Annotated in this window: 32 protein-coding genes; 25 read left to right on the forward strand and 7 right to left on the reverse strand. The window is 51.8% G+C overall.

Annotated features, from left to right (window positions below):
- Positions 1–17: 17 nt before the first annotated feature.
- The 5 genes from JQN73_RS11650 to JQN73_RS11670 are packed head-to-tail and all read left to right on the forward strand — an operon-like array spanning position 18 to position 5,079.
- A complete protein-coding gene (locus JQN73_RS11650) occupies positions 18–1,190 on the forward strand; it encodes a phage tail sheath protein (RefSeq protein WP_205318962.1) in 1,173 nt (390 codons plus the stop codon).
- A 24-nt stretch (positions 1,191–1,214) separates the two neighbouring features.
- Positions 1,215–1,724 carry a phage major tail tube protein gene (locus JQN73_RS11655; protein WP_205318963.1) on the forward strand — a complete coding sequence of 170 codons (510 nt, stop codon included), beginning with the start codon at positions 1,215–1,217 and terminating at the stop codon, positions 1,722–1,724.
- 53 nt (positions 1,725–1,777) lie between these two features.
- Complete coding sequence (locus JQN73_RS11660; RefSeq protein ID WP_205318964.1) at positions 1,778–2,107, forward strand: phage tail assembly protein; 330 nt, start codon at positions 1,778–1,780, stop codon at positions 2,105–2,107.
- An 8-nt stretch (positions 2,108–2,115) separates the two neighbouring features.
- Positions 2,116–2,232 (forward strand): GpE family phage tail protein, encoded by a 117-nt coding sequence (locus tag JQN73_RS11665; RefSeq protein WP_205318965.1) that lies wholly within the window; start codon positions 2,116–2,118, stop codon positions 2,230–2,232.
- A 9-nt stretch (positions 2,233–2,241) separates the two neighbouring features.
- Entirely contained in the window at positions 2,242–5,079 is a 2,838-nt protein-coding gene (locus tag JQN73_RS11670) for a phage tail tape measure protein (protein WP_205318966.1), read from the forward strand.
- 25 nt (positions 5,080–5,104) lie between these two features.
- Here the strand turns inward: JQN73_RS11670 and JQN73_RS11675 are convergent, their stop codons facing one another.
- On the reverse strand, positions 5,105–5,608 hold the full coding sequence (locus JQN73_RS11675; protein ID WP_205318967.1) for a hypothetical protein: 504 nt from the start codon (positions 5,606–5,608) through the stop codon (positions 5,105–5,107).
- Positions 5,609–5,715: 107 nt separating this feature from the next.
- Here JQN73_RS11675 and JQN73_RS11680 point away from each other — a divergent pair, with 107 nt between their 5' ends.
- Together JQN73_RS11680 and JQN73_RS11685 are read left to right on the forward strand one after the other, a co-directional pair.
- Positions 5,716–6,225, forward strand: coding sequence for a phage tail protein (locus JQN73_RS11680; protein WP_205318968.1), 510 nt, complete (start codon positions 5,716–5,718; stop codon positions 6,223–6,225).
- Positions 6,222–7,445: a contractile injection system protein, VgrG/Pvc8 family gene (locus JQN73_RS11685; protein ID WP_205318969.1), complete on the forward strand. Its 1,224-nt coding sequence runs from the start codon at positions 6,222–6,224 to the stop codon at positions 7,443–7,445. The genes JQN73_RS11680 and JQN73_RS11685 overlap by 4 nt, the downstream gene beginning before the upstream one ends.
- A 321-nt stretch (positions 7,446–7,766) precedes the next feature.
- Here the strand turns inward: JQN73_RS11685 and JQN73_RS22465 are convergent, their stop codons facing one another.
- The gene (locus tag JQN73_RS22465) at positions 7,767–9,692 is read right to left on the reverse strand and encodes a DUF4157 domain-containing protein (protein WP_240162241.1); all 1,926 of its coding nucleotides are present in this window, start codon (positions 9,690–9,692) and stop codon (positions 7,767–7,769) included.
- A 118-nt stretch (positions 9,693–9,810) separates the two neighbouring features.
- Between JQN73_RS22465 and JQN73_RS11695 the strand changes: the two genes are divergently transcribed.
- From JQN73_RS11695 to JQN73_RS11710, 4 genes are all read left to right on the forward strand, one after another.
- On the forward strand, positions 9,811–10,083 hold the full coding sequence (locus JQN73_RS11695) for a hypothetical protein (protein ID WP_205318970.1): 273 nt from the start codon (positions 9,811–9,813) through the stop codon (positions 10,081–10,083).
- Between the two features lie 91 nt (positions 10,084–10,174).
- A complete protein-coding gene (locus JQN73_RS11700) occupies positions 10,175–10,456 on the forward strand; it encodes a BrnT family toxin (protein ID WP_205318971.1) in 282 nt (93 codons plus the stop codon).
- On the forward strand, positions 10,428–10,712 hold the full coding sequence (locus JQN73_RS11705; RefSeq protein WP_205318972.1) for a BrnA antitoxin family protein: 285 nt from the start codon (positions 10,428–10,430) through the stop codon (positions 10,710–10,712). The genes JQN73_RS11700 and JQN73_RS11705 overlap by 29 nt, the downstream gene beginning before the upstream one ends.
- Before the next feature lie 30 nt (positions 10,713–10,742).
- Positions 10,743–10,904, forward strand: coding sequence for a hypothetical protein (locus JQN73_RS11710; RefSeq protein WP_205318973.1), 162 nt, complete (start codon positions 10,743–10,745; stop codon positions 10,902–10,904).
- Between the two features lie 24 nt (positions 10,905–10,928).
- Here JQN73_RS11710 and JQN73_RS11715 read toward each other — a convergent pair whose 3' ends face one another.
- The 3 genes from JQN73_RS11715 to JQN73_RS11725 all read right to left on the reverse strand — a co-directional run bounded on the left by JQN73_RS11715 (position 10,929) and on the right by JQN73_RS11725 (position 12,954).
- Positions 10,929–11,231 carry a hypothetical protein gene (locus tag JQN73_RS11715; protein WP_205318974.1) on the reverse strand — a complete coding sequence of 101 codons (303 nt, stop codon included), beginning with the start codon at positions 11,229–11,231 and terminating at the stop codon, positions 10,929–10,931.
- A gap of 23 nt (positions 11,232–11,254) precedes the next feature.
- Positions 11,255–12,319 carry a BRCT domain-containing protein gene (locus JQN73_RS11720; protein WP_205318975.1) on the reverse strand — a complete coding sequence of 355 codons (1,065 nt, stop codon included), beginning with the start codon at positions 12,317–12,319 and terminating at the stop codon, positions 11,255–11,257.
- Between the two features lie 176 nt (positions 12,320–12,495).
- Positions 12,496–12,954, reverse strand: coding sequence for a helix-turn-helix domain-containing protein (locus JQN73_RS11725; RefSeq protein ID WP_205318976.1), 459 nt, complete (start codon positions 12,952–12,954; stop codon positions 12,496–12,498).
- A 62-nt stretch (positions 12,955–13,016) separates the two neighbouring features.
- Between JQN73_RS11725 and JQN73_RS11730 the strand changes: the two genes are divergently transcribed.
- From JQN73_RS11730 to JQN73_RS11795, 14 genes are all read left to right on the forward strand, one after another.
- Complete coding sequence (locus JQN73_RS11730; RefSeq protein WP_205318977.1) at positions 13,017–13,220, forward strand: CopG family transcriptional regulator; 204 nt, start codon at positions 13,017–13,019, stop codon at positions 13,218–13,220.
- A gap of 11 nt (positions 13,221–13,231) precedes the next feature.
- The gene (locus tag JQN73_RS11735; protein WP_205318978.1) at positions 13,232–13,426 is read left to right on the forward strand and encodes a hypothetical protein; all 195 of its coding nucleotides are present in this window, start codon (positions 13,232–13,234) and stop codon (positions 13,424–13,426) included.
- A gap of 37 nt (positions 13,427–13,463) precedes the next feature.
- On the forward strand, positions 13,464–13,652 hold the full coding sequence (locus tag JQN73_RS11740) for a hypothetical protein (protein ID WP_205318979.1): 189 nt from the start codon (positions 13,464–13,466) through the stop codon (positions 13,650–13,652).
- Positions 13,649–13,906 (forward strand): ogr/Delta-like zinc finger family protein, encoded by a 258-nt coding sequence (locus tag JQN73_RS11745; protein WP_205318980.1) that lies wholly within the window; start codon positions 13,649–13,651, stop codon positions 13,904–13,906. Before JQN73_RS11740 ends, JQN73_RS11745 begins: the two co-directional genes overlap by 4 nt.
- 134 nt (positions 13,907–14,040) lie before the next feature.
- A complete protein-coding gene (locus tag JQN73_RS11750; RefSeq protein ID WP_205318981.1) occupies positions 14,041–14,490 on the forward strand; it encodes a hypothetical protein in 450 nt (149 codons plus the stop codon).
- 411 nt (positions 14,491–14,901) lie between these two features.
- A complete protein-coding gene (locus JQN73_RS11755) occupies positions 14,902–15,120 on the forward strand; it encodes a hypothetical protein (protein WP_205318982.1) in 219 nt (72 codons plus the stop codon).
- A 98-nt stretch (positions 15,121–15,218) separates the two neighbouring features.
- Entirely contained in the window at positions 15,219–15,392 is a 174-nt protein-coding gene (locus tag JQN73_RS11760; protein WP_205318983.1) for a hypothetical protein, read from the forward strand.
- Positions 15,392–15,748, forward strand: coding sequence for a hypothetical protein (locus JQN73_RS11765; RefSeq protein ID WP_205323538.1), 357 nt, complete (start codon positions 15,392–15,394; stop codon positions 15,746–15,748). Before JQN73_RS11760 ends, JQN73_RS11765 begins: the two co-directional genes overlap by 1 nt.
- The gene (locus tag JQN73_RS11770; protein WP_205318984.1) at positions 15,738–17,570 is read left to right on the forward strand and encodes a replication endonuclease; all 1,833 of its coding nucleotides are present in this window, start codon (positions 15,738–15,740) and stop codon (positions 17,568–17,570) included. Before JQN73_RS11765 ends, JQN73_RS11770 begins: the two co-directional genes overlap by 11 nt.
- Positions 17,567–17,758, forward strand: coding sequence for a hypothetical protein (locus JQN73_RS11775; RefSeq protein WP_205318985.1), 192 nt, complete (start codon positions 17,567–17,569; stop codon positions 17,756–17,758). The genes JQN73_RS11770 and JQN73_RS11775 overlap by 4 nt, the downstream gene beginning before the upstream one ends.
- Positions 17,751–17,954 carry a hypothetical protein gene (locus JQN73_RS11780; RefSeq protein WP_205318986.1) on the forward strand — a complete coding sequence of 68 codons (204 nt, stop codon included), beginning with the start codon at positions 17,751–17,753 and terminating at the stop codon, positions 17,952–17,954. The genes JQN73_RS11775 and JQN73_RS11780 overlap by 8 nt, the downstream gene beginning before the upstream one ends.
- Positions 17,955–18,003: 49 nt before the next feature.
- The gene (locus tag JQN73_RS22640; protein WP_205323327.1) at positions 18,004–18,258 is read left to right on the forward strand and encodes an AlpA family transcriptional regulator; all 255 of its coding nucleotides are present in this window, start codon (positions 18,004–18,006) and stop codon (positions 18,256–18,258) included.
- Positions 18,259–18,443: 185 nt separating this feature from the next.
- Positions 18,444–18,758, forward strand: coding sequence for a transcriptional regulator (locus JQN73_RS11790; RefSeq protein WP_205318987.1), 315 nt, complete (start codon positions 18,444–18,446; stop codon positions 18,756–18,758).
- Positions 18,751–19,041, forward strand: coding sequence for a DNA-binding transcriptional regulator (locus tag JQN73_RS11795; RefSeq protein ID WP_205318988.1), 291 nt, complete (start codon positions 18,751–18,753; stop codon positions 19,039–19,041). The genes JQN73_RS11790 and JQN73_RS11795 overlap by 8 nt, the downstream gene beginning before the upstream one ends.
- Positions 19,042–19,164: 123 nt before the next feature.
- On the opposite strand, the gene JQN73_RS11800 is transcribed toward JQN73_RS11795, so the two are convergent.
- On the reverse strand, positions 19,165–20,139 hold the full coding sequence (locus JQN73_RS11800) for a hypothetical protein (protein ID WP_205318989.1): 975 nt from the start codon (positions 20,137–20,139) through the stop codon (positions 19,165–19,167).
- 78 nt (positions 20,140–20,217) lie between these two features.
- A complete protein-coding gene (locus JQN73_RS11805) occupies positions 20,218–21,438 on the reverse strand; it encodes an integrase arm-type DNA-binding domain-containing protein (protein ID WP_205318990.1) in 1,221 nt (406 codons plus the stop codon).
- Between the last annotated feature and the right edge of the window lie 43 nt (positions 21,439–21,481).

Raw genomic sequence — 21,481 nt, forward strand, 5'->3', positions numbered from 1 at the left:
CACCAATAGGAGTTGTTATGTCCACCGATTACCACCACGGCGTACGCGTCCTCGAAATCAACGACGGCACGCGCCCGATCCGCACCATCAGCACCGCCGTCATTGGCCTCGTTGCCACCGCAGAAGATGCCGATCCCTTGACGTTTCCGCTCGACACGCCGGTGTTATTAACCAACGTCATTGCGGCGCTCGGCAAAGCCGGTAAGAAAGGAACCTTAAGCCGCACACTCGAAGCCATCGGTCTGCAAACCAAGCCCTTTACGATCGTCGTGCGGGTAGCCGAAGGGGACGACGAAGCCGCCACCACCAGCAACGTGATCGGCACGGTGACCGCCAGCGGCAAATATACCGGCATCAAAGCCTTGCTGGCCGCGCAAGGCAAACTCGGCATCAAGCCACGCATCCTCGGCGCGCCCGGTCTCGACACCCAAGCAGTCACCAACGCCATGGTCAGCGTGGCGCAACAGTTGCGCGGCTTTGTGTATGCGTCGGCATGGGGCTGCCTGACTAAAGAAGACGCCGTCGCCTATCGGAAAGACTTCGGCCAACGCGAGTTGATGCTGATCTGGCCCGACTTTGTCGGCTGGGATATGGCGACCAATGCCGAAGCCAGCATCTCCGCCGTCGCTTACGCACTCGGCTTGCGCGCCAAGATCGATGAACAAATCGGCTGGCATAAAACCTTATCGAATATGCCAGTCAATGGCCCGACCGGCATCAGTAGCGACGTGTTCTGGGATCTGCAGGACCCGGCCACCGACGCGGGGTATCTGAACGGAAAGGAAGTCACCACGTTAATCAACAATGGCGGCTTTCGCTTCTGGGGTTCGCGCACCTGTGAAGTGCCGGAATTCTTCTTCTTTGAAAATTACACCCGCACCGCCCAAGTGCTGGCCGACACGATAGCGGAGGCGCATTTTACGTATATCGACAAGCCGCTGCATCCGTCCCTCGTCAAAGATTTAATTGAAAGCATCAATTCAAAATTTCGTGACTTGAAGGCACAGGGCTACATCATCGACGGCAGTGCCTGGTATGACGAAGCGTTCAACAGCAAGGACACCTTAAAGGCCGGAAAACTCGCCATCGACTACGACTACACGCCGGTGCCACCACTCGAAAATCTGGTGTTCCAGCAACGCATTACCGACCGCTATCTGGCCGACTTCGCCAGCCGCATTACCGCTTAACTTAAATTTCGATCGGATATTTTCATGGGCTTACCCAACAAACTCAAAGAGTTTAATGTGTTCAACGATGGCGCCTCCTACATGGGGCTGGTGCCAGAACTGACGCTCCCAAAACTCAGCCGAAAAATGGAAGAATACCGTGCCGGTGGCATGAGCGGCCCGATCATGGTCGATATGGGTAACGAAGCGCTGACACTCGAATGGACAACGGGCGGCCTCGTTGTTGACGCATTAAAGCAATACGCTGCCAAATCCCACAACGCTGTGCAATTACGCTTTGCCGGGGCCTATCAAAATGACGATACCGGCGACGTATTAGCCGTTGAAGTGGTGGTACGCGGACGGCATAAAGAAATCGATATGGGGTCTGCCAAAATTGGCGACGACACCGCCCATAAGTACAGTACCGCCGTCAGTTATTACAAACTCACGGTCGATAACGTCGACCTGATCGAACTCGATTTTATGAACTGTATTGAAAAGATCAACGGCGTCAGCGTCAACGATGCACTGCGCCAAGCCATCGGTCTGTAACGAATCAGATCAACCGCACCATTCATTTATTTGTCCATTAAAAAGAGCACACCATGTCAGCCGTCAAAACTTCCGTTGCACCCACTTCCACCAACCACGTCACCGTTATTCTGGACGAACCGCTGCAACGCGGCGAAACCGTCATTACCGAAATTCAATTACGCAAACCAAAAGCCGGAGAGCTGCGCGGCGTCTCACTGGTCGATGTCGCCAACCTCGATGTCATGGCCCTGCAAAAAGTATTGCCGCGCATCACCCAACCAATCCTCACCACGCAAGATGTCAACAATCTGGACCTTGCCGATCTGATGGCACTGGGGGCCGAGGTGGCCTATTTTTTAGCGAAGAAAGCGGATCGGAACATGGTCTCCCCGACTGCGTAGAAAACGCCATGGCCGACATCGCCGTGGTGTTTCATTGGGACCCGGCGGCGATGGCGGCATTTACATTAAATGAATTGATGGACTGGCGCGAACGCGCCCGATTGCGTAGCACTGCAGAGCAATAAAGGACGATCATGGCGGACCTACGATTACAAGTCATCATGACAGCGCTGGACAATATTACGGGTCCGCTGAAGAAAATACGTGGTGCGGCTTCGCCTACCAGTGCCGCGCTAAAAGCCACCAGTGAACGCTTAAAGGAACTGAATCAACAGCAAGGCGCCGCTGGCAAGTTTCGTGAGCTGCACGCAGGTCTCAGCACCACGTCCCAGCAATTAAAAATCGCACAAGCCAACGTTAACCACTTAGCGAAAGAATTCAAGACTGCCGCCAGTCCCGCCAAAGAAATGGCAAAGCGATTTGAGGATGCCAAAGCGGCGGCAAAAAAACTCAGCATCGCATTCAGTGAGGACCAGATCAAACTGCAAGGCTTGCGTGACGAGATGGCCCGGGCGGGTATTCAGACCGGTGCACTGCGCGGCGCCATCGCCAACGCAGGCAAAAGCACGGCTAATTTTGGCCTACATCAACGTCAGTTGCGCACCGACATCGCCGCCACTACCGCCCAACTGGAAGAACAAAAAAACAAGCTGGCCGCCGTCGCCCGTCAGCAAGCGCGCATGGCCAAGGTGCGCGCCCAATTTGCCAAAACCCGGGACTTTGCCGGTAACGCCGCTGCGGTCGGCATCACCAGTGGTGCCATGGGCGGTGGCATGCTGATGGGCGCAAGACGCATGCTCACCCCCGGCGTGGATTTCAACGCCGCCATGTCACGCGTGCAGGCCCTCAGTGGCCTTGATAAACAATCAGAAGCCTTCACCGGCTTACGCGACCAGTCTCGCACCTTGGGTGCCACCACCAGTTACACCGCTACTGAAGCGGCCGAAGGGCAAGGCTATCTGGCCATGGCCGGTTTCAAACCGGATGAAATCCTGCAATCCATGCCGACCGTCCTATCGATGGCAAAAGCGGGCGGGTCAGACCTGGCGCGCACCGCCGATATCGCCTCCGACATCCTGACCAGCTTCGGCTTGCAATCCGATCAAATGGCCCGCGTGGGTGACGTACTGACCATGACCTTCACCACCGCCAACACCAATCTGGAAATGCTGGGCGACACCATGAAGTATGTCGGCCCGATTGCCAAAGCGGCCGGAATGTCGTTAGAGCAGGCATCCGCCATGGCCGGCTTACTGGGTAACGCCGGGATCAAAAGCAGTATGGCGGGCACGACGCTGCGCTCGATGCTGTTGCGCTTGGCCGCGCCCACATCCAAGGCCGCAAGCGCATTGGACGAACTGGGGATCGCCTCACGCGACCTAAAAGGCGACGTGCGCGATATTCCTGCCATTTTGCGTGACGTCGCCGACGCCACTAAACTGCTAGGCAGTGGTCAGCGCCTCGACTACTTAAAACAGATTTTTGGGGAAGAACCGGCAGCAGGCATGGCCGCGCTAATCGACAAGCAAGGCGCGGATGGCATCAATCGCTATGTCGCCATTATCGAAAACGCCAAAGGCGTCGCCCGAAAAACTGCCACCATCATGGCCGACAACCTGCAAGGCGACCTACAAACAATGCGTTCGTCCTGGGAGGATCTTGGTATCACGGCCTCTGACGCGATTGATCAACCTTTGCGCCGGGTAACGTCCCGGATCGCCGACATCCTGCGCGGCATCAGCAAATGGATGCAGCACAACCCGGCTTTGACGGCATCGTTACTGAAAATTGCCCTGGGAATTGGCGCGGTGATGGCGGTCACCGGCACGCTGGCGTTAACCCTGGCCAGCATCGTTGTACCTATCGCCGCGCTCAAAATGGCACTGGGATTGCTGGGCCTCAAGGCATGGGGGCTACTGCCAGCATTGCGCAATATCGGTGGGGGCCTGATATCCGTCGGATCGCGTGCTCTGGTCTTGGGCCGCACGCTTGCCGGACCCCTCACCATTCTCGGCCGTATCGTCCAGGGGGCAATGCTGGTCGGTGCGACAATCGCAGGACTACCTCTATGGGGCATTGCCGCTTTAACCGCCGTGCTTGTGGGGGCGGCAATTGCCATCTATAAATTTTGGGGACCCATCAGTAGTTTCTTCATTGGACTGTTCAAAGGTCTGACGCGTGGCATCGGCAGTGCTGCGATGCCCGCATTCAAAGCCCTGGGGAGCGCTTTGTCGTGGCTATGGGAAGGTATGAGGAACTTCGGCGGCATGTTAGTCCATTGCATGCCGTTCCTTGCCCTTCTCGCTAAAGCCTTCGAACCGGTAAAAGTCGCTATCCTCTGGATTATTGAAGGCTTAAGCTGGTTGTGGCAACCCATGCGCGATACCAGCGCTGCCGCTGAGAGCATGGGCGAAAGAATCGGTAACAGCGTGGGGAAAGTAGTCGGTTGGATCCTTGCACTACCGGCCAAATTTGCCACGCTCGGCGTCAATATCATCACCGGCCTGATCAATGGTATGACGGGCATGCTGGGATGGGTGCAAGGAAAGGTCGCTGGCATTGCAGACAGCGTCATTGGCGTGTTTAAAGACAAGCTTGGTATCCGTAGCCCAAGTCGGGTTTTTGCATCCGTGGGCGATCACACGATGCAAGGTCTGGCGATCGGTCTGCAACGCAGCGAAGATGCCCCAGTAGCGCAGGTCAGCAGCCTTGCCAAACGCTTAACGCAACTGGGCGCGGGTATCGCCATTGGTGCCGCCACCATGCCCGCGATGGCGTTTGATACCCGCCCACCGATGGCACCGCCTGGAGCCAACGGCGGCACGGTTATCCAGGGCGACACAATCCAGATCACCATCCAGACCACACCCGGCATGGATGGCAACGCGATTGCGCTAGCGGTCGCACAGGCGCTAGACCGGCGCGATCGTGAAAAACGTGCACGTCAACGTTCCAGTTTGCACGACTATTAACTAACAGATGACATCTATGAAAACTTTAAAACATCATCACGTTTGGTCCCGAATCCGGAATATCGGATCCTACTTTTCCATGTTGAGGGCATCGCAACCAGAGATACGTATCAAGCTGCAGGATCGTTTTCTTGCCTTCGCCTGCGCAGGAAGCACACAGATAGATTGCTTCCTCAACTGGGCTTTTGGGGTTCTTACAATGCATCACAATGCCGCCGCGTGCCGTGGTGTAAAGCGCATACCGATGCAAGTCTTCGCTTACCTTTACCGCGCCATCGAACGCAACCAGCAACTGCGCATACTTTTTTTCAAGCACCGTCTGAAGCTCCACCGACTGCTTATTTTGCACAATCAGCGCAAGATTATCCTGCTGAACCAATACACTGGCTTGCTGAATATCGAAAAGGCGATCCGTCATCTCTCGCAGCGCGGATGCGATCATGTCATCGTCCCGCACCGCCACGCTGGTTTTAACGACATCAATACGCGTTTTCAACGCCCCAATTCCACTGAAAATAGCACTCATCATTCTGCAGTTTCTCCTTTTGTGAATCCGGAAAAATATTCTCCGGAGAAACGTTCCAACAAAACCGAAAGCGCCTCCAGTCATCACACAAATCACTTAGAAAAAAGAAAATGATGATGGCCCTCGGCATGTTCGTCTTCAGCCTCCCCACGTTGGCGTATCAGGAACTCCAACGCCAGACCGAATGGAAACACGTCAGCAACGCCCGTGTCGGGGCGCGTGACGCGTTTCAATACACCGGCAAGGGCGACGACACCATCACGCTCTCGGGCTGGATAGCGCCCGAACTCACCGGTTCGCTCTATGCACTCGACGCATTACACCTGATGGCCGATACCGGCAAGTCATGGATCCTGATTCAGGGGACCGGACGGATTTATGGCGCGTATATCATCACCAGCATGACCGAAGGCAAAACCCATTTCGGCATCGACGGCAATCCAGGACGGATCGAGTTTGCGATCACGCTCAAATGCACCGATGACGACGTTCACAACGCATTGAACAACCTGGGCAACATCGGCACGCTGCGCGATATGCTCACGCTTGAAGGGCTGGCCAACAACCTCAATGCGGTCAACGGCATTGGCAGCATCGCCAGTGGTGTGGTAAACCGATGAACGACCATACCCCGGACTTTCTGGTCACCTTAGATGGCCGTGACTTAACTGCGATCATCCGTCCGCGTCTGATCAGCCTGACGCTGACCGAATGCCGCGACGAGTCAGCCGACCAGCTCGACATCGCGCTCGACGACACCGACGGTCAACTTGCCATCCCGTACAAAGGCGCAAAGATCCATCTACACATCGGCTGGAAACACAGCGGCCTTGTCGACAAAGGCACCTTTACCGTCGATGAAGTCGAACACAGTGGCGCACCCGACACCATCACGTTGCGCGCCCGGACTGTCAATCTGATCGATACCTTTCGGCAAGTCGAAGAACATAGCTTCCATGACACCACGCTCGGGGCAATCATTGAAGTCATTGCGTTTCGGCAGCAACTCAAAGTAGGAATATCGGACACTCTACGAGACATTTCAGTTAAACACATCGACCAGACCCGCGAGAGCGACGCCGCCTTCCTGCGCCGCCTTGGCAAACAATACGATGCCGTCGCGACTGTCAAAAACGATACCCTGATTTTTACGTCCGCCAGCCGCAGCCAGACCGTCTCCAGCAAGCCATTACCCCTAATCGATATCACACGCCAACTCGGTGACGGCCACCGCTATCACAGCGCGGAACGCGACAGCTATACCGGCGTGCGGGTATTCTGGCAGAATGACAAGCAAGTCCTGCGTCGCAGTGTGGTGACCGGCCCAACGGGCAACGCCAAACGGCTGCGCACCACCTATGCAAACGAAGACGATGCGCGTACGGCGGCAGTGGCGGAATGGCTGCGCATCCAACGCGGATTGGCGACGTTTGAACTGACGCTGGCCGTAGGCAATCCGGAACTGATCCCGCAGTCACCGGTCACGGTATCGGGCTTTAAAGCAACCATCGATAGCGTGGACTGGCTGACAGCGAAAGTCACGCACAGCATCGGCAGCAATGGCTTTACCACCGCCATCGAACTGGAAATCAAAACGGAAGAAGCGGAAGTGGAACGCGAAGAGCAGACCGACCCGGATGAAGGAATCACCGGCGTCACGGCAGCGTGGCGCGATAAGGTCAGCAAGCAACAAGGGGAGGAACTGGCGGGCGCTCGTGGCAATCCGAAAGCACTTCAACACCTCTACGTCAGCAAGCAAAGCGCCAGCCGCGCCGCCAAACTCGAATGGGAGAAAATACGGGAGCGGCGGGAGATTATTGAAGAAAATAGCACGCAATGAAGTGTTCGTAGATGGAGACAATGAACAAGATTCTTTTGTGTATTAGCTTGGATCAATCGATAGGTGGAATATAACAATGCTATGAGAGCCTTATAGACAAAGGGTCTTTGATTTTGAATATGGAAATGTACGGTCAAAGGTACTGTCAAAAATAAATGCTTAGAGCTTTGCCGCGCTTGTAACCGCCAGTTACTTATCGGTACGCGGCTCCTAAACGGCGCGTATCTTTCGATTTATCAAGCCAGCACAATCACGTCCGAAATTTCTCCACGGTCCTCGCGGCAGTCTGAACTTGCTTCAAAGGTATTTAAGAAATGCGTTTTAGTCAAATATGTTTAAACCCATGCCTTCGGCCTCTTCTGTCTCATCGCTAGCTTTTGATTTATTATGACCGGCAACGGCGAAAGCTTTTTCTTTCTCTGTGGCATCCTTTTTTGTTAATTCACGTTTATGATTATTGAGAACGCTATAGTCGTTGGCCAATTCGTATAGCGTCGCGGTTCCTCCTTTGAAGGCAGTTGGATATGCTGCCGGATACGCGAGTATGAAACGGTGAGGAGCCCCTTGCCGGACTTGTGACACTTGCTGCTGCTGCGGCGAGCGTCGCGTCGTGATCACTGATGAGATGCCGTTGCCTTGGTTGTCGAAAGTCCAGCAGGCGTTATGCAACTCACCAGCGGGTGATACGAGATCGACCCACAACCGGATTTGGTAGACATGCTCGCTATAAGTACCTTCCCCCCATTGGGTCTGCAATACATTTCGCAGACTCGTGAAAATGTCAGATGGATTGAGACTAACCTCAGAAATGGGTTGCAATACCGCCAGATCGGCTACCAGTTTTGCTTTTTTGGGCGGAACTTCGCCATGTTTTCCAGCTAACTGTTCAATTGCTTTTGGTAGATTTTCATCAACAAAAATATTTTGCCACGTCTTCACCGTTTTCATTTGCGCAGCATATTGTTCACCACCGACTGGCTGCCAGATTGCATCCGCTTTGCCGGTATTGTCGGTGCTCCCGGATACTGCGGCACCTGAGGCGGTGTGGGCGGCAGCCATGGTCAGTTCGCGCATGTAGCCCGCGATCTCTTCGTAGCCGTTGACCGCCTTAGCTAGCGTATTCATAATGGTTTTTACCAATTTGTTAGTTTGACCGATCAACTGATCGCCTTCCGGGAGTTTATTATTCACTTCATTGGCATGGCTGAGGCAAAATTTGTAGATTTGCTCTTCCAATTCTTTCAACCAGGTACCAATGAGGGGGGGGATTTTTTCCGGCCCCTGCGAGCCAAACTCAGCCATCATTAATCCGTGGGTAACCTTGCGCTGCATGATTGACGGACCATTGTCTATTGTCATCAACTGCGTCGTGCCTCGGGATGCACTCTGCGTGCCCGTATCGTTAGCAAACGTAACAAAGGTGAAACCGGCGACACGCTGGGTTACTAAACTTAATACGCATTCCTCTGCCACTAGGTTCCGTGCAACATGGTCGCCCTCGAACTGCACGGCTTTCTCGCCCATCATGTCAGCCTCTTTCTCCAATGAAGGATCGTCGTTGACCGCGCCCGCCTTGATCTGCAAAGTAGGCCGAACCCGCCCTTGCGCCTGCTGCACCACATGCCAAGCCTCATGCGGCAAATGCTTCTCCTGGCCCGGCGCAAGATGAATGTCACTGCCTTGTGCATAGGCATGTGCATTCAATTGCGCCGGTTGCGACGAGTTGTAGTGCACCTTGACGTGATCCATCGACATGCCAGACATCGATTCGATGCCGGATTTAAGCTGGTCGGGCAGGCCGGTATTGTTTGATTTTGCAGCTGGTGCCTGGGCTAATTGCAATGGGGCTTCAGAGGATGATTTTGCCTGTACCGACTTTTCCATTGCTCGCTCAGGTTGCAGACCATCGTGCGATACCTGGTCCTCTTGCCGCTGCACCGGGCCACCGAATAGCGCATCCATTTTCTGACGCTGCGCCACCATACGGGGACTATTCTGGATGGCGTCCATCTGTGCTTTTTGTTGCAGCACGCGCGGACTGTTGTTGATCATGTCGGCGAATGCTTTCTGCTGCAACATCCGGGGGCTGTTGTTGATCATTTCTTGCAGTTTGCGCTGCGCTACTGCTACCGGTCGATTGTCTACAAAGCCACCGTCCCGCGTTGTCTGCATGGTCGACGCTCGCTGGGCCATATCAGATTGGCGGGTCTGATCTTCTTGCACCGGTGCTTGCAGTGGAGCTTTCATCTTTTCTCATCTTCGCAGCAACATTAATACTTTGATATTAGCTGGAGACCATCATGAAGCACAACAGATAGTTGGTTAGGCGGATGCATAAGCGCTTAATGTTCAAAAACGACCATATTTGAACAGTCAAAAATCACATGTTTTTGACGTTCAAAAAGTAGCCTTTAACATCTTGGTCATGCTCATATTTATTCATACCCTTAATGAACGTCTAGAGGCGCGCTTGTATGCTCGTGGACGAGGTCGGGTATCTGAATACAGCTGGCATATCAACATCTCAGGTTGCAAAGCCCTGATTGATGGCGTTCAAGGATTAGCACCGAAAGTCACGCATAACGTCGGCGGCAGCGGATTTACCACGCGGATTGAGCTAAAAAGCAAGATTGAATAAGCTGAAATAGAGCATCAACCGGGCGCAAGACAATCTGCGGTAATTCCTAAACAACTTGATCTACTCCCATTTTGTACATACAATATAGCTCATGGATATTACATTTGATACTGACAAGAACGAACGTAACATCCGAGATCGAGACCTTAGCTTTGAGCAAGCTGCGGATTTTGATTTTGCTACCGCGGAAATTGCATTAGATGAACGCAATGATTATGGCGAAGAGCGCTATATCGCGGTGGGATACCTTGGGCAACGTCTCCACGTGCTATGTTTTACAGAAAGCAACGCCGGAATACGCGTTATTAGCTTTCGTAAAGCCAATCTAAGAGAAGGAAAGATACATGAAAAACCACTTACCTTTCACCAATAAAGAAGGTGAAGTCCGTGAACTAACAGCCGAGGACTTGGCACGGTTTAAACCGGCGACAGAAGTACTGTCTGATTCGCTGTTAAAAAAACTAGGCGTCAGCAAACGTGGCCCACAAAAATCTCCGGTTAAAGAGCGCATTACCATTCGCTTGTCGCCGGATGTATTAATGCAGTTCCGCGCTACTGGGGACGGTTGGCAAACACGCATGGATGCCGCATTGCGCGATTGGTTGAAAGACCATGCGTTAACGCATTAAGTTGACATTACTAGAATGCAAAGGCGCGCTATGTCTAAGAAAATAAATCCCGAACAACTCAGCGACGACAATCCGGAATGGAGCGCTGAGGACTTCGCTAAAGCGCGCCCGGCCAAGGACGTTTTGCCAGAGCTTTTTGGAAAGAAGATAGCTGTAGAGATGCTGAAGCGCCCATCCTGGGCGCGTCCATAAAAAATCAAACTATCGCTTTTTCTATCATTTTCCGCCCATGTTAAAAGTCTGCGGCCCGGTAACGTTGCCCATAACCTGTTGCCCAACCTCGCCATACACCACGATATGAACTCCCAAATCAACGGGCGCAACGCCACCGACGCAATCGAATGCTTGCGCTTTTGCATGCGAATCCAGGGTTCGAAAGCGGGCGATTAATTCAATTTCTTCTTCGGTCAGTGTGAGCATTTTGGCTGACGACAAAATCTCATGTAAAACTTTGTCCTCGCCCACTTCGCCGGTCACCGCTGACGTGGTGTCGCCATAAAATCCATTCTGTATTGTCATGCTTGTCGCGTCTCCAGATTGTTTTAAATTGCTTCAACTGCTTCATCAAGCCATTTCGAAAAGTTGGTGCCAGCAGTTATTTTCACAATCTCAACCCCCAGTGATTTCGCCTCCTTGAGTTTTGATGGCCCTGCGTTATCACCGATCACCAGATAGTCCAACGTCATTGATACGGTTTTCCTGATCCGCCAACCAGCGTTCTCTGCAAGCTGTTCCATTGCTTCTCGCTCGGCGCGCTTAAAGCCAGTGAAGAGAATGCTGGTCGCTTCATTTGGAGCAGCTACGGTGATCGTTTTCTTGGGAGGTCGGATCACTTTAGTGTCGGTACTAACGCTGACGCTACTTAGCTCAGAAAACCAGTCATTAGCAGTCATTATTTCCCCTGTCTCAGCGCGCGTAAGCGAACCAATAATACGATCCAATTTAAATGTCCGATTCGCCCTTTTTTCAAGGCAATATCCTTCGACATAGGCATTCCCTTGTCCATTGGTGGCGGCTGTGCACACCTTGACATCACGGTCGGCAATCTCCCCCTCTGCATTTTTGTATGTAAAATTAATCAGATCGGGTAACTGAATAGAACCCGTGGCTCGATGCGTTTTTTCATTTGCGCGAGATTTAGTCAAAGCCCGCGTAGCAACGACGTTGTCATTAGCCCATCGTGCTATCACAGCTTTTTCTTTAGCAATCCGGTCGTCCGCCTTCTCTTCGATTTTTCTATCATCGCGTGAAACGGTTTTGCTTGTTTGTGAAAGGGGTACGAGCGACTGAGTGCCCTCTGATACGTCCACGTCGCGCGTCCGTCGAGGCACGAAAGACTTTTTAACCGACAGCGATTCTTCAGGCGTCATTCCTGCTATTTCGGCTTCATCACGCTTCATTGCCTGGTTGATGTGATGCCAGATTGAGAGCACGGGTAATCCAAGTTTACGACATTTTTTTCGGTCTGCGATTCCGTGCGCCAACCAATATAGGCTAACTGAACTAGCCACCAGCCCCACAACTCCAAGGGCACCAAGAAATATGCCCGTGAAACCAATCCAATAGTAGAGAACAATAAGTGCGATGACTCCCAATATCCAAATCAAATTTGTTTCCTCTTTCAGGTCATAGGACGAAAAAAAAATACACCACTCACACAAGTGATGTATTCGCGTCTATCTCATAGCGAGTACAAATACTAACCCAATATTTGGGTAATTTTTCTAAGCCTTTTCCCTAACTTTTTGTGACAAAAGTTGATATTTTTTTGCTTTTTTTAGGATTAATCTGAGACCGGCGGCTTCTTTTTCCTGGCCCCGCCGATAGTGAATGTCTGCGGTGATTTGATATCCCCAGTAACTTGCTGACCAACGTTGCCGTGAAGTTTCACGTGGGTTGTATTACCGGTGGTTGGTGTCGCACTCATCCCGTCAATCATGCCGAGGACGCCAGCTTTCCCGCGTATATCTAACCCGCGATAACCGCTCAATAATTCTTTTTCATCTTTACTTAATGCTGATGATGCCTGCTCACCAGTGAGAATATATTGCACATCAACGCCGATTGCTGCCACCGCTCGCAAATAGAGCGCGTCGGGTGCACGTTCGTCTTGTTCGTACGAAATTTGAGTTCGCTTTGTTACTCCTCCGACAGCGGAAAAATCCTCTTGATTCATACCCAGACGTACGCGTTCACTTTTCAGCGCATCCCCAACTGTGCTCCTATTTTTACTTTCATGCATTGACATGTGCAATTTTCTTCACTATAGTTATGCCATCCCTAGCAATTACCAATCATACCATTATGAAAACCTTAACCAGAATGCGCCGCACGCCAAAAGGGCTGACGTCCAAACCGCTCGGCATTAGATTGACGCCTGATGAAGTCGCGGAAGTGGAGCAGCTGGCCACGAACGAGCAGCGTTCTCGTGCATGGTTTTTACGCTACTTGATCCTGCGCGGCCTAAGCGACTACAAGCACGACCTTGCAGCTAAACCATACCCATAAAGGACGCCATTATGTATGCCGACATCAAAAGAATTCGCAACAACCGCGTCATGGTCCGCATGGATGAATACGAGCATGCCATCGTTGTGTCGCTGGCTAACTATCAAGGCGAATCGGTCGCCACTATCGTAAGGCAGATCGTTATTAAGAAGGCCCTGGCGATGCTAGCGGAGGACACCCATAGCGTACCCCGGACCGCAGCATAAACGAAGACAGCGATTAGTATCTTATAAGCAGCCGACAATGCCCCTAGCAGATACCCCGTTAGACGAAAATGAGAGCGACATACTGGAGCGGTTCCGCCAGCAGTATGGTCTGCCGGACTTACAACAGGCGACCGAGTGGCTGTTGAAGTCTGAGATACGCATACGAGCCTGTGAGATTACCGGCAGAAACCGGGCCTTGTATCCGGTGGAGAAAAATTCTACATGAGAGTAATCAGCTTGCCTTGCCCCCATTGCCAGCACCGTGTGCGCGCCGCCAAAAGCCGCACGATGTCGAGCCTGATGAAAGAGATCACGTACATGTGCCAGAACCCCGAATGTGGTCATACCTTTGTGGCGAGTCTCGAAGTCTTGCGCACGTTGTCGATGTCCGCTATTCCGAACCCAGATGTACGGATTCATTTGTCGCAGCACGTCCGTAATGCTTGCGCCAATCAACTGGCGTTATTCAAGAACGAATGAGGGCACCATGACCGCGCATCACCTTACCGCGCCGCCGTAATACTCCGCTAGCGCGCTTCACCTTTTACGTTGTACCCGGTCATGCCTGATTTCAGGCATGCGGGATTTGCTCACCCTGAAATAAGGAAAACACTGTGGAATATACGAATAAGCAGGTGCTCAAGGATCAGGAAAATACGGAAAACAAAGTCTTAGCGGGCGCTAAAGATGACATCACATCCATCCTTTGCGTAATTCAAAAATTCAAGTTCGTCGATCAAGTTGAGACCCGCCATCTTATTGATTGCATTAAGAAACAATCCGACATCAGAGACCCCAATAAGACGGTAGATATCACATTGCTCGTTACGGAAGCCGATGATCATTCGTTCTTTTCTGACGGCACGCATATCGGCGATTTGCGGGTGAAGTTTGTTGAGAATAGCGGTGTCGAATTCCGCGATTTCCATTCTGGCGATGAGCGTTGTTTTCATAGCATTCCTTCAATTGTTATAAAAGGTATATCGCGACCGGAGCTAATCGGTTACGCGCAAAAGTATATGCACAAGACGCTCCTTAAAACCGTCCCCTCGGGAGCAAGTTAAGTAAATGGCGCTAGTTTGCCTTTGGCGGCTTATGCCTGTTTTGCGGATTTTTCTCCTGCCTCGGTCTTCTTGGCCGCGCTTGGCGGCTTGAAGAAAACGGACGTCTGTTGCGCTAGTCAGCTTGTCGGATGGATCGTTAGCAATTTTTAAACTTGACCCGCATGTCTGGTCATGCCTGAGTTTCGGCATGCGGGATTTGCTCACCTTGAAATAAGAAAAAACTATGAAAAGCACAATTGTCACGCCCGTCCAGGATCAATTAAACGATGCTGCCATTCCACCGATGTTGGTTTTATCGGCCTCCAGGTCATCGGATCTCAACAGTCCGCGCTGGGGTGATCTAAAGCGTTATAGGGGGAAATCTATGGGTAATTTGGCGCTCGTCAAGCAGGCGAGAGGAGGGCTCTAATTATGCCGACAGACCTAACACTTTTGAGGATCAAAAGTATCACGATCGAACCTGTCAGAACCATTGTTCCTAACGAACCAGGCGACGCGTTTATCTCCTTTCAACGCATCGTTTTTCACTTTCATGATGGTAGTAGGAGCGAAATGACGATTCATCTGGATGCCGGTATGCACGCATTAGCCCTCGGCGACATAGTGACTCACGACAAGGTGTCCGAATGAAAAAAGTCCTTCAGAATTTTGGATCAGGGCTGCTATGCGGTTTCGTCATGTTTGCCCCGGCCTTTGCGGTCGGGTTCGGTTGGGTCAAGGGCTAGGTCATGTTCACTAAAAGCGCCTATGCCCTCCTGATAGACAAACTAGACTTACGCAACTGGTTTGTGTCTCGGTCGCATTTGTTAAATGACAGCCATCGCTTGGCGGTGGGCGAGGTGCTCGATGAGCAACTGGCGCAATGTATTGCGCGACTGGGTGGCATGGCGGGGGTCTGGTAATGGGCGTCTCGCTGATTGATCACCATCCATCGTTTATGCCGGTCACGGACTTGTTCGCCGAGTGGGATGGCGCCACCGCCACACTGACCACGCCAGATCATGCAAGGGCCAAATTAATAGCTGCGCGCAAGTTGATCAAGCCACGTCAGGATGCGGCGCGCCTGCAACGCCTGACGGCACAATCGTGGGGAACCACACCGGAGCATGCACGGCGCTATGTGCTGTTTGTGGCTGGCTTGCCGATGACACGATGGGAAAGTCCAATTCATTCTTTTACCTCGTCGGAACGGGCCGCGATCAAGGCGGCGGTCGTGGCCTCGGTCGGGATGTTTGAACGGGTGATGCATGCAGTCTAAACACGTCGTTCTGCCTGCCCGTCAACGGCATCTCACTTTCTTACAGTCGGAGCGCTTTGCGCCGGAGTTGGCCCGGTTGCCTTACAAATGGCGCAAGCGCGTCATCGGTCAGGCGCTCGACAAAATGGCGTGGTCCTCCTGGTACAAAATTTATGAGTCGATGGCGACGGATTTTGTGCGCGAGTTTGCTGACCGCTATGTGCCCGCTGGTGTTGATCTGTCGCAGCACGACAGGGACATTGTGGCGACGGCAAAGAAAGCGGCGGCGCATGTCGTCGGGGCGCTGTGGGGCGCGCAGTCGAACTTGCATGCATTGCAGGTGATCCGCTGCGAATGTGCGGAATACGGGATCGATGCACCGGAGTTTGACGAACTGAAAGACGTGATCGCACGGGCCGTCAATCCGCACTGGTGGCGCGGCCAGTTGCGTAAGCGCATCGGTCGGGCCTTTGAGGCGGGTAACATCCGCCTCGGCTACGTCCATTATCACGGTGAACCTTACGCAAGCCACGACACGGTCATCGCCAGACTGGCCCAAAACCGCCGCAACGAACTGGCGCTGGACGGACAAAAATTAGAAAACGAACTCGGTCAGCAATTCACGCTGGCTGAACTGGCCGGTACCACCACGGCAAACAAGGCGATACGACGAGGAGAGTTGATGCTGCGATTAAATGGCTTTGAAACCATTGCGAAAGAACTGGGCGATGAAGGCTTGTTTGTGACGTGGACCTGTCCTTCGCACTTTCATGCGACGTTGCATAGTGGTAAGCCGAATCCGAAATATAGCGGGGCAACACCACGGGAAGCGAATGCGTATCTGCAAAAAGTGACAGCGCGTTTCCGGTCCGCATTGGCACGACGCGGGATTGGGTTATATGGCTTTCGCATTGCCGAGCCACACCACGATGCAACGCCGCACTGGCACATGCTGTTATTTGTTCGACCGACCACCCACTATAAAACGCCGCACATTGTAGACGTGGCTAGCCGCACAACGCGCTTGATGAAGCGCTACGCGTGGACCGCTGAACGGGGCGAACCGGGTGCGTTTGCACGCCGTTTGGAAGTCGTCCGGATCGACTGGCATAAGGGCAGTGCAGCCGGATATATCGCGAAATATGTCTCTAAAAATATTGACGGCGCACATGTCGGCGACCATAAAACAAAGGAAGGGTATGTCGTCGTCACCGATTGCGTGGGCGACCAAGAGTTAGTCCCGTCAGCGCGGATTGATGCATGGTCCGCGTGCTGGGGGATCCGCCAGTTTCAGCAATGGGGTGGCGCACCGGTAACGGTCTGGCGTGAGTTACGTCGAATAAAAGACGACATGCTGGTGGAAGCACCGGAACCGATGAAGCGTGCATGGAATGCAGCGCAAAAGATCGAAGGGGAAAAACGCGCTGACTTTGCCGATTATCTGCGAGTACAAGGTGGTCCCCTCGTGCCACGTAAAAATCTGATCATCACGCTGGCGAAAGATGTCACAACCTGCATCGGGCGTTATGGCGAGACGATTAAATCCACACCGTACGGTGTCCATTGCGCGGCCTTATATGGCGTGGTGTTCAAGTCGGTACGGCACATCTGGACGCCGGTCGCATCGGCCACCACCGCATGCGACGGGGCGGCAGTTGCCCTTCCTCGGACTCGTGTAAATAACTGTACGCACCCCGATCCGGCACCAAGAGAAAAACAGCCGGACTGGATGATTCCTGATGTGAATAGACTTTCCCAGGACGCCAAATCTACGCTCATTGATGCATGGGCGGCGCTGAAGGCCTGTGCGTATCCGCGAATTTTTGATGAAAGGAAGGAATGATGAAATTGCTTATGCAGATGTGCGTCTTTTTATTTATGTTTTTTGCAATATGGGGGATTTCTGATGCCCTGCACTTGATGCTTGATCGATGGAAACTGCGCTTCCATACCGTGATTAACGGGGTGCTGACTGGGGCAGTGATGTACGGCCTGGTGAACGGAATGTTGTGGGGAGCTGGGATTGGATAAAGTTATACCTGACATTGGCGCGATGGTCGAATTTGATAGTGATCACGGTCGGCAAACTGGTGTCGTGATTGCAATCAGACGCGATATTACTAACGCAGAGCTTTGTGCCACGGTCGCGGTCGGCGATGAGGTGGGTCTCACCACAATATCGGTCGCCTTATGCAGATGGGACCGCCGATCAAAAAATATTCTGTGAAAGATTATCGATGAGTTCAAATCAATTAATAAATACAGGAGGTGTCACCATGCGCAACCATCAGGAAAAAATACCCGTCCAAATAAATCAAAGGTTTATACGGTTGCCCCAAGTACAGCTAATGGTGGGTTTTTGCAAAACAATGATTTACGCCAAAATTAAAGAGGGTATATTTCCGCGCCAAATCAAACTGGGTCGTATTTCCGGATGGGTTGAATCGGAGGTTCAGGACTGGATTAATCAACAGATTGAGGAACGGGATGTCACGCCGTATAAAGCTAGTCGGAGGCAATCGCGTGATTGATGATTTTCTTGGAAGTTTAATTGCTCCAGTTTTCCAATGTTTGAAACAATTTTTTCGCTTTTGGCTGGCCATCAACATTGTTGAAGAGCGGGCTGGTGTTGGCGTTTGCAACTTTTGCGAGAGCAGTATTGACCGCTCTTCATCGATACACTTGCAAAAGTACGTCAATGACGTATAATTCAGGTATGTACACAGTCTCCGAAACAGCGATATTCCAACGCTATGCTAGCGAAATATGGTCCGAAGATGAACGAGTTGCTTTCATTAACTGGATTGCCAATAATCCACTTTCTGGTGATGTCATCCCCGGAACGAACGGTATGCGTAAGGTGCGATGGGCTGGTTCAGGAAGAGGAAAGCGCGGCGGCGCTCGTGTCATCTATTACAACATGCTTGAGAATGGTCGGATTTGGTTGATTATTGCTTATACAAAAGCAAAATTTGATAATTTGCCCGCGAAATTTTTGAACAAACTGAAGGAGGAAATTGATCATGGATAAGGAACTAGAGCAATTCCAAGCTGATTTACTTCAATCGGTAAAGGAAATGAAAGCAGGGAAGGTTGCGCGCTCCACCGTTGTTGCTGTCTCGGAGATTGCTAAGGCTCGAACACAATCGGGCTTGTCGCAATCGCAGTTCGCGATACTTATGGGTGTTTCTGTGCGTACCTTGCAAGAATGGGAGCAGGGCCGCCGTAGTCCATCAGGTGCAGCGAGAACGTTATTGAATATAGCTTTGCGTCATCCAGAGGTGTTGCTGGAAGAGTCACAGCACGCGGCATAATTATTACTACACGGTGCTGGGACTGCGGCAAAGTCGCCCCTAGCGGAAAATTACCCGCCGCCGCGGTTCCCTTTGTTGATAAGGGATCGCCTATGGGAAAAACTGCTAGCGAACCCTAGTAACTTATGTGCCTAGCCCCACCCAGGGTGGTTTTTTCAGCAGAAAGGCAGCGTTGTTTATGCTATAAGTTCGTTTCAGTTTACCTGTGATCTCGTAGACAAGTTGAAGTGCTGCTTCGTAATTCTCCACAGCCTCGAAAATTTCTATGTCGGCTTCCCCATATCGGAGCTTGATCGCTCGATGCTCTTCAGGCAATTTTGCTAAGACCGACTTCGTGACATTCAACCCAAATTTGCCTGAAGCTGTGGATAGTTTAATGAGGTTATGGCCCCGCGATTCGCTCTCGTTTTGCCTCAGGAATACTTTGAACGATTTCTCGACTGCCAGATGTAGCTCCCAGCATCCAACCGCAGCCACGGCAGTATCTAAGCTCAATATATCGGCCACTGCTTTTTCGATATGCCACCACACTCCAGCTGCCATTTTTTCTGCTTCATCTGGAAGGTCCGCTGCAGCTTGAAGAGCAAGGTTTATGCTCCTAGTCCTGGAAACGATGAGATCCACACGCTTCTCAATTTTAATGCGCTCACCTTTCGGAAGTGCATCAAAATTGGGGCAGGTCGGGAAGAAAGATTTCAAATTTTCCGATTCATGGATCGAGTCTGGGAATGTTATCCAACAAGTTTCACCTTCGACGTGTACTTTTGTCACCGCGACTGGTACTTCAATTTTGATCGGCGTCCGGTACATTAGCACTATGCCACTGAAAGTTTCACGAACGACCTCGAAGTGGGCGGTGCCATAGCGTTCTTGATACCATTCGCGAATTACAATGACTAAGGCCGTGAACCACTCTTTTTCCAAGAAGTTCTCTTTCGAGTCGTTAAATGGCAGTTTCTCAATGCCATCCTTAACAAACCAAATCGCAGACTGGAGAGGGCGCTTGTTAAGCGGGAGGTTGTTCATCGCAAAATTTGAGTCAAACAGCTCGAGCCAATGGCTGCCAACTTTTACCAATTCTTCCAGATCAAATTTCATTTCGACCTCCACCGAGTCTCCTATTTGGTAACCATCATTAAGTTTTAATTTTAACAACTAAATTTTATATGTGCAATCTCAGATCAGATCGACGTACTCGTCGTTTCTTATGGTCATCTCGGGAATTTTATCAATCCAGTCCGCCCATATTTGCAGCATCTGCCGACGTTCTGTCAAATACTCAGCATGGTTGTAAGCGGCTTTAGTCTTGTTGTCTTCTACATGGGCCAATTGGCGTTCAATCCATTCCGTTCGATAGCCCATTTCATATAACTGCGTCGAGGCCGTAGCGCGAAAGTCATGTCCAGTCCATAACCCGGAACTGTAGCCCATATTTTCCAGCGCACGATTGATTGTGGTCGCGCTCATAACGTCACTCGGACGACGAAAATTCGGAAATAGCCACTCACCAGCGCCGGTAATTCTCTTCAACTCTTCCAAAATAGCTACCGCTTGTTGAGGCAACGGTACCCAGTGCGTCCGGCGCATTTTCATGCGTTCTGCAGGAATTTTCCATTCTCCTGCCACCAGGTCGAACTCGTTCCATGATGCTTTGCGTAACTCTACCGTACGCACAAAGGTATAGAGTATCAGACGCATTGCAAGAACTGTTGTCCGGTTACCGCCGTATTCTCTGACCCTTGCCAAAAAATCGCCGATATCTTCCCTTGTCATCGCTTTGCTATGGTTAACCTTTGGTCGATGCAGCGCACCTTTTAGGGCCGCAGCCGGATCCCCATCGGCACGTAAAGTGACGACCGCATGGCGAAATACGGCAGAACACCACTGACGCAACATAAGTGCGTAGGAAGCCGCTCCACGTTTCTCCATAGTTTGCAGAACGTCGAGTAAGTGAGCGGCCGTGACACTTCGGATTGGCAAACGTCCGATTTTAGGAAACGCGTTTTGCTCGAATGCGCTGGTCATTTGCTTAAGAGAGTAGGGCGTCAGCTTGTCCGCTTTCTTATCCAGCCATTCGCGGGTGACAGCCTCGAATGTAGTGGCCCGCGAAACGGCTTGCCGTAATTTGTCTGTTTGCTTTTCGTGTGTGGGATTAATCCCCAGCTTGACCATTTCACGAGCGCGTTCCCTCTCTCGTCGTGCTTCAGAAAGTGAGATCGCAGGATATTCGCCAATAGTGTAGCGACCGTCTTTTTCTGGTGTTAGCCAGAAACGATAGCGCCAATATTTGGAACCGGAAGGGCGAACCTCCAAGTACAAGCCGTTACCATCTTGAAGAATGTAAGGTTTGTCGGTCGGTTTGGCGGTGCGGATTTTTGTATCAGTGAGTGATGGCATACCGGATAACGAGGATTTGTGTCCTGTAGGTTATCCGGTTTTT

The sequence above is a fragment of the Glaciimonas sp. PAMC28666 genome (genome assembly GCF_016917355.1).
Classification (GTDB): Bacteria; Pseudomonadota; Gammaproteobacteria; order Burkholderiales; family Burkholderiaceae_D; genus Glaciimonas.

Excerpts from the sequence above, each read along its gene's own strand:
- JQN73_RS22465 (WP_240162241.1), bottom strand. The coding sequence starts at position 9,692 with ATGAAAGCTCCACTGCAAGCACCGGTGCAAGAAGATCAGACCCGCCAA.
- JQN73_RS11685 (WP_205318969.1), top strand. The coding sequence starts at position 6,222 with ATGAACGACCATACCCCGGACTTTCTGGTCACCTTAGATGGCCGTGAC.
- JQN73_RS11795 (WP_205318988.1), top strand. The coding sequence starts at position 18,751 with ATGGATAAGGAACTAGAGCAATTCCAAGCTGATTTACTTCAATCGGTA.
- JQN73_RS11800 (WP_205318989.1), bottom strand. The coding sequence starts at position 20,139 with ATGAAATTTGATCTGGAAGAATTGGTAAAAGTTGGCAGCCATTGGCTC.
- JQN73_RS11710 (WP_205318973.1), top strand. The coding sequence starts at position 10,743 with ATGTCTAAGAAAATAAATCCCGAACAACTCAGCGACGACAATCCGGAA.
- JQN73_RS11680 (WP_205318968.1), top strand. The coding sequence starts at position 5,716 with ATGATGATGGCCCTCGGCATGTTCGTCTTCAGCCTCCCCACGTTGGCG.
- JQN73_RS11740 (WP_205318979.1), top strand. The coding sequence starts at position 13,464 with ATGCCCCTAGCAGATACCCCGTTAGACGAAAATGAGAGCGACATACTG.
- JQN73_RS11805 (WP_205318990.1), bottom strand. The coding sequence starts at position 21,438 with ATGCCATCACTCACTGATACAAAAATCCGCACCGCCAAACCGACCGAC.
- JQN73_RS11790 (WP_205318987.1), top strand. The coding sequence starts at position 18,444 with ATGTACACAGTCTCCGAAACAGCGATATTCCAACGCTATGCTAGCGAA.
- JQN73_RS11770 (WP_205318984.1), top strand. The coding sequence starts at position 15,738 with ATGCAGTCTAAACACGTCGTTCTGCCTGCCCGTCAACGGCATCTCACT.
- JQN73_RS11660 (WP_205318964.1), top strand. The coding sequence starts at position 1,778 with ATGTCAGCCGTCAAAACTTCCGTTGCACCCACTTCCACCAACCACGTC.
- JQN73_RS11775 (WP_205318985.1), top strand. The coding sequence starts at position 17,567 with ATGATGAAATTGCTTATGCAGATGTGCGTCTTTTTATTTATGTTTTTT.
- JQN73_RS11755 (WP_205318982.1), top strand. The coding sequence starts at position 14,902 with ATGCCGACAGACCTAACACTTTTGAGGATCAAAAGTATCACGATCGAA.
- JQN73_RS11655 (WP_205318963.1), top strand. The coding sequence starts at position 1,215 with ATGGGCTTACCCAACAAACTCAAAGAGTTTAATGTGTTCAACGATGGC.
- JQN73_RS11760 (WP_205318983.1), top strand. The coding sequence starts at position 15,219 with ATGTTCACTAAAAGCGCCTATGCCCTCCTGATAGACAAACTAGACTTA.
- JQN73_RS11670 (WP_205318966.1), top strand. The coding sequence starts at position 2,242 with ATGGCGGACCTACGATTACAAGTCATCATGACAGCGCTGGACAATATT.
- JQN73_RS11650 (WP_205318962.1), top strand. The coding sequence starts at position 18 with ATGTCCACCGATTACCACCACGGCGTACGCGTCCTCGAAATCAACGAC.
- JQN73_RS11715 (WP_205318974.1), bottom strand. The coding sequence starts at position 11,231 with ATGACAATACAGAATGGATTTTATGGCGACACCACGTCAGCGGTGACC.
- JQN73_RS11705 (WP_205318972.1), top strand. The coding sequence starts at position 10,428 with ATGAAAAACCACTTACCTTTCACCAATAAAGAAGGTGAAGTCCGTGAA.
- JQN73_RS22640 (WP_205323327.1), top strand. The coding sequence starts at position 18,004 with ATGCGCAACCATCAGGAAAAAATACCCGTCCAAATAAATCAAAGGTTT.
- JQN73_RS11675 (WP_205318967.1), bottom strand. The coding sequence starts at position 5,608 with ATGATGAGTGCTATTTTCAGTGGAATTGGGGCGTTGAAAACGCGTATT.
- JQN73_RS11730 (WP_205318977.1), top strand. The coding sequence starts at position 13,017 with ATGAAAACCTTAACCAGAATGCGCCGCACGCCAAAAGGGCTGACGTCC.
- JQN73_RS11735 (WP_205318978.1), top strand. The coding sequence starts at position 13,232 with ATGTATGCCGACATCAAAAGAATTCGCAACAACCGCGTCATGGTCCGC.
- JQN73_RS11765 (WP_205323538.1), top strand. The coding sequence starts at position 15,392 with ATGGGCGTCTCGCTGATTGATCACCATCCATCGTTTATGCCGGTCACG.
- JQN73_RS11700 (WP_205318971.1), top strand. The coding sequence starts at position 10,175 with ATGGATATTACATTTGATACTGACAAGAACGAACGTAACATCCGAGAT.
- JQN73_RS11745 (WP_205318980.1), top strand. The coding sequence starts at position 13,649 with ATGAGAGTAATCAGCTTGCCTTGCCCCCATTGCCAGCACCGTGTGCGC.
- JQN73_RS11665 (WP_205318965.1), top strand. The coding sequence starts at position 2,116 with ATGGCCGACATCGCCGTGGTGTTTCATTGGGACCCGGCGGCGATGGCG.
- JQN73_RS11725 (WP_205318976.1), bottom strand. The coding sequence starts at position 12,954 with ATGCATGAAAGTAAAAATAGGAGCACAGTTGGGGATGCGCTGAAAAGT.